The sequence below is a fragment of the Oculatella sp. LEGE 06141 genome (assembly GCF_015207605.1).
GTDB lineage: Bacteria > Cyanobacteriota > Cyanobacteriia > Elainellales > Elainellaceae > Oculatella.
Genome location: NZ_JADEWO010000125.1, coordinates 1 through 4,646, shown reverse-complemented (window position 1 = coordinate 4,646; position 4,646 = coordinate 1). Strand labels below are relative to the sequence as shown.

The window sequence follows — 4,646 nt, the reverse complement described above, 5'->3', positions numbered from 1 at the left end:
CGCCAACCCCGACAACTCAACCTCCCGTCAGCCCTTACCAAAGCCTCAGCCTGTATCTCAAGCGGCTGCACCTCTCCCATATGCTGCACCACTGGGAATCGCTCGAACAACAAGCGATGCAGCAAGGGTGGTCTTACGCCCAGTTCTTGCTGCAACTTTGCGAATTGGAGGCACACCATCGCTGGCAAAGTTGGCTCAAACGCTCCCTCACAGAATCTCAACTGCCCAGTGGCAAAACCCTCTCCAACTTTGATTGGTCTCATGCGCCTAAGCTCAATCCTGCTCCGATTCGGCAACTAGCAGAAGACCCCTCCTGGTTAGCACGCTCGGACAACTGCCTCATTTTTGGCGCTTCGGGCGTTGGCAAGACCCACATTTCAACCGGGATTGCCCGTTCGATGGTGGAGTTTGGTAAACGCGTCAAGTTCTTTTCCGCTATCGCCCTGGTGCAACACCTGCAGCAGGCAAAGCTGCACTTGCAACTACAAGCGGCTCTCAAAAAGCTCGACCGCTTTGACCTGCTCGTTCTTGACGACTTGGGCTATGTCAAAAAGTCGGAGGCAGAAACCTCGGTGTTGTTTGAACTGATTGCCCATCGCTATGAGCGCAAGAGCTTACTCATCACGGCTAACCAACCCTTCAGTCAATGGGATACGATTTTTGCTGACTCAATGATGACCGTCGCGGCGGTTGACCGACTAGTGCATCATGCCCTCATTATTGACATTCAAGCCGAGAGCTACCGCAAACAGTCTGCACAAGCGCGATCTACTTCCCCCACTTGAGACACCCTTCCTGCAAACTGTAGCGTTCTCGGGTTGTCATTTCGTTCTAAGTTTGACATTTCGATCCTGATTGTCATTTCGTTTTAGGTTTGACATTTCGATCCTGACTGTCGTGCTGACTCTGCCCTTGCAGCACGGCTTTAGCTTGCTCTTTTCAATTATCAAGTCATTCAACCTTATCCAGCCAAAGTTTTGTCAGGGTTGATCTCAACTCTGGTAGTTCTACTTACCTAATTTGCTATTCTGCCAACTTGATTGTCGCGACACCGCGATGAGGTTGACATTTGATAGGCAATTCATTGTATAGACCACCATTGCAGCCAGGAAGACTCAGAAACCGCTTGGCGAGCCTTCTTCCAGGAGATTGACCAGACGCTTGAACACACCAACGAAATTCCAGAGGTTATTCGGGGCTTGTTACTGGCAGTATGGGATTGCTGTGAAGACAAGGCAAAAGAAAAGAAAATTCCAGATTTTGTTGCAATAGAACTAGACCCCAAAGCGGGGGTTGATCGCAAAGAATTAGAGCGAGTGCAAGAAAATCGACGGATTCGCAAATTGATCTCTGAATTGTCAGCACCAGAACTGGAATACCGGATACGAGCGGCTGAAGATTTAAGTCAGCGAGGAATGGCGGCTAAAATCGCTGCTCCCAATTTGATTGGCATGTTGGAAAACCGCAATCAAACACTGGAAGCACGACAGGCAGCCGCTCAAGCGATGGGGAAATTAGGCATTGGAGCTGACCGTCTTCTGTCTCTCCTGACTGACCCTACAGATGAAGACTCTTACGCAGATTTGGTGAAATGAGATGCGATCGCTAAAAGAGCCAACGTAAACTCAAGGGTTTAGAGAACTTTCAATACCAAGATCACCAAAATAGCGCAAGAGCCCAATTAGCAAAAGACGCGACACCTGTTGGCAAACATCTTGCGTGCATCTACTAGCTTTGTCGAGCCTAAAATATTTACTATTCGTAATAGTAACGTTTTGTGTGTTGCTTGTGTTGCAATCACTCTCTATGTATTAGATTCTTCTGTTTAGCGCTTTTAGGACGTTTACGTAGTAAGTCATTCGTCTTGCAAGTATCTAGAAACACGCGTTGTGTTTCGGCAAACACGTAGACAATAAGTTATTGTCTACAAATATTAAGTATTCGTTCGCCTGGATTCAATTATGTGCAGTGTTATCGTCGAGACTGAATTTCTTTCGAGACGTTTATCATGTCTGCACTTCGACCAAAGTTAGATGACTACGGCAGCATTATCTGCACCAAAGCCATAATTCTCGGTATGGAAGATGCCTTGGGTGCCAAGGCAACCGCGATCGCCCTCACCGCCGCAGGTCGCAAACGGGGCAAAGAGTTGGTTCAATCCCTGGGTCTATCCAAAACCTCAGCATCTTTAGAAGAAGTCACTGCTAAGCTACAAGCCGCTTTAGGGGAACAGGGCACTCGCCTTTGCCTGATCAACAAAATTGAACAAACGGACGACGGTTTTACGGTTTACGTTACCGAAGATATTTGCACTTCGGGTGAACCTCAAGGCTCTGACCGCAAGTGCCTGTTTACCTTGGGTGCCGTCTGGGGGGCACTCGAAGAGCTTGTGGGCAAACGGTTTCAAGGTAAACACACCGATTCGGTGCTGAAAGGGTCTCCCTACAACGTTTTTGAGTTTAAACCGCTCACCTGAACTAAACCACTATGCACTTCCAGTGCATAGGTTTGACTGGGTCGCACTGGAAGTGCATAGGTTTGACTGGGACTGAAAGTCCACTACTCCAAGATGAAATTATCTTGATCCAGGTTCAATGGACTGCGGTGATGCTCCAAGTACTCTTCCACCAATTCCTCGGTGATGTTGCCTGTACTCCAAGCGCCATAGCCGATCGCCCAAAAGTGCTTGCCCCAATAGCGCTTCTGCAACTCTGGATACTCTTGTTGCAGCATCCGTGACGTTCTACCTTTGAGCCGCTTGACAATCTCACTGATGGCTTTTGATGGAGGGTGCTCAATGTGCATATGAACATGATCTTTGCTCACCGCTCCTTTGAGAATCCTGATGTCTTCGGCATCACAGATTTGGATAATGAGTTCTCGACACCGCTTCTGCACCTCTGCTTTGAGAACGTGGTAGCGGTACTTCGTTACCCAGACGATATGAACTGTCAGCCTTGTCACCGTATGTCCACTGTGTCGATTTTCTGCCATATGCTTCTAGCTCAAGCCTATCGCAGAGAAAAGGAACTACTAAAGTCTCGCACTGAAAGTGCGCACGTTTGTACTAGCGCATTGGAACAATCAAACAAATTTAATTCTCGGTGCGCTTCTATCATTCCAACTACAAAAATTACTAACAGCAGGAGTCAGTCATGGCAATTAACCTCATGAGTCTTGAGTTAATTTTGCAGAGTTTTGTCAGCCAAACCGCTGATATTCAAGGTGCAGCCCTCGTTTCTTTAGACGGTTTAACGCTGGCAACCAGCTTGCCCTCTAGCATGGACGAAGAAAGAGTTGCGGCAATGTCTGCCGCAATGCTGTCGTTGGGCGAACGAATTTGTCAGGAATTGGCACGCGGTACAATCGATCGCCTATTCGTGGAAGGTAATCAGGGATATGCAGTACTCATGGGTTTCAGCGAAGATGCAGTGCTGCTAGTTCTGGCGTCTTCCTCCGTAAAGCAAGGGCTGATGATGCTTGAGATTAAGCGCCTCATTGCAGAACTCAAGGGCACCTTGAACTAGAAGACCTGTCGTCCAGAATATGTTATGGAGCATCTTCTGGACAAACCCGTGACATTTGCCCTGTTTCAGATGAGGATTATCGTATGGCCATTACTGGCCGTCTGTCTGTCATATCTCTTCCAGAGATCTTACAAATTTTAGACCGAGGTCGCAAAACAGGCTTATTAACCATTCAGACTGCACCAGACAACCAGACCGAACAACTGCATTATGTTTGGTTGAGCCAGGGTCGCATCGTTGCTGCTGCCCATCGTCTTGACCATACCGAACTCGTTTCTATGCTAGTGAAGCGCAAATGGATCGAGGCCAGCACCGCATCAGAACTAAGGGCTTGTTAAAAAATAAGTTCACACTTTTGAGTCGAGTCCAGAGCGAGGCTTGATCGTGTAGTTCCAGTGAGGACAGATGCTTCGTTTGAGAATATTGAGAGATGCTATTAAACGACAATGTCATTGGCGGGTGACGGCGATGCCTTTGGCGGGTTGTCATCTTGCATTGTTGAGATCGCTTTTTGCAATCTAGACCGCAAAAAGCGACTCCAAATAAAAAGACACTATTGGACAATTCCTGTGGAAAAGGAGATGCCAATAGTGCCTGGAAAAACAGGCGTTGCTGATTAGTGGGAGGAATCAAGCAGGAATCGGGACATCCCCAAACCTCAAGTAGTGAAGTAACAAGCGGATCGAATGTCTCAGCATTTTCTCTGTTTTGGAATAGCACAACGTTTTTCGATGTAACCGGGCTAGATAATGCCGCAATCGTGTTTTTCACCTTCAACTCGGGTCATATAGGTTTTGCTCACAATCTGGTCACCTGGTGGGATAAGTCCTGGATAGACACTCCAACCATCCGTGACGTAGAAATAACATTGCCATGCTCCAACAATTGCCCACAAGGGGTCAAACGTCTTTGCACTATGGCCACCTAACACCCAGCCCAAGATACCTGCTCGAAAATGGTCTACTGCACTCCACAGCCAGATTTTGTTTTTTGTAATCGTTCACGGGGTGGGGGTATCAGTAGGCAGCAAGGATGGAACAGGTTCTCCCTGGCGAGCAGCCCGACATGCCTCAACCAAGTAATCTAACACTGGGCGATTTTGAGATCGCAAGGTTGTCA

Annotated in this window: 6 protein-coding genes and 1 pseudogene; 5 read left to right on the top strand and 2 right to left on the bottom strand. The window is 47.8% G+C overall.

All coding sequences use genetic code 11. The features are described 5' to 3' along the window. Nucleotides 1-80: 80 nt before the first annotated feature. The 3 genes from istB (at nt 81) to IQ268_RS31765 (ending at nt 2,476) form a co-directional block, all read left to right on the top strand. Entirely contained in the window at nt 81-785 is a 705-nt protein-coding gene (gene istB, locus IQ268_RS31775) for an IS21-like element helper ATPase IstB (protein ID WP_193887454.1), read from the top strand. A gap of 414 nt (nt 786-1,199) precedes the next feature. Next, a complete protein-coding gene (locus IQ268_RS31770) occupies nt 1,200-1,595 on the top strand; it encodes a hypothetical protein (protein ID WP_193887452.1) in 396 nt (131 codons plus the stop codon). A gap of 413 nt (nt 1,596-2,008) precedes the next feature. Continuing rightward, complete coding sequence (locus tag IQ268_RS31765; protein WP_193887450.1) at nt 2,009-2,476, top strand: hydrocarbon-binding protein; 468 nt, start codon at nt 2,009-2,011, stop codon at nt 2,474-2,476. Nucleotides 2,477-2,559: 83 nt separating this feature from the next. Here the strand turns inward: IQ268_RS31765 and tnpA are convergent, their stop codons facing one another. Then, nucleotides 2,560-2,994 carry an IS200/IS605 family transposase gene (gene tnpA, locus IQ268_RS31760; RefSeq protein ID WP_193887448.1) on the bottom strand — a complete coding sequence of 145 codons (435 nt, stop codon included), beginning with the start codon at nt 2,992-2,994 and terminating at the stop codon, nt 2,560-2,562. Between the two features lie 161 nt (nt 2,995-3,155). Between tnpA and IQ268_RS31755 the strand changes: the two genes are divergently transcribed. Further along, a complete protein-coding gene (locus IQ268_RS31755) occupies nt 3,156-3,527 on the top strand; it encodes a roadblock/LC7 domain-containing protein (protein WP_193887445.1) in 372 nt (123 codons plus the stop codon). Between the two features lie 83 nt (nt 3,528-3,610). Next, nucleotides 3,611-3,865 carry a DUF4388 domain-containing protein gene (locus tag IQ268_RS31750; protein ID WP_193887443.1) on the top strand — a complete coding sequence of 85 codons (255 nt, stop codon included), beginning with the start codon at nt 3,611-3,613 and terminating at the stop codon, nt 3,863-3,865. 291 nt (nt 3,866-4,156) lie between these two features. On the opposite strand, the pseudogene IQ268_RS31745 reads toward IQ268_RS31750, so the two are convergent. Then, nucleotides 4,157-4,518 (bottom strand): annotated as a pseudogene (locus IQ268_RS31745) (IS1 family transposase); the annotation flags it as partial. Nucleotides 4,519-4,646: the final 128 nt, after the last annotated feature.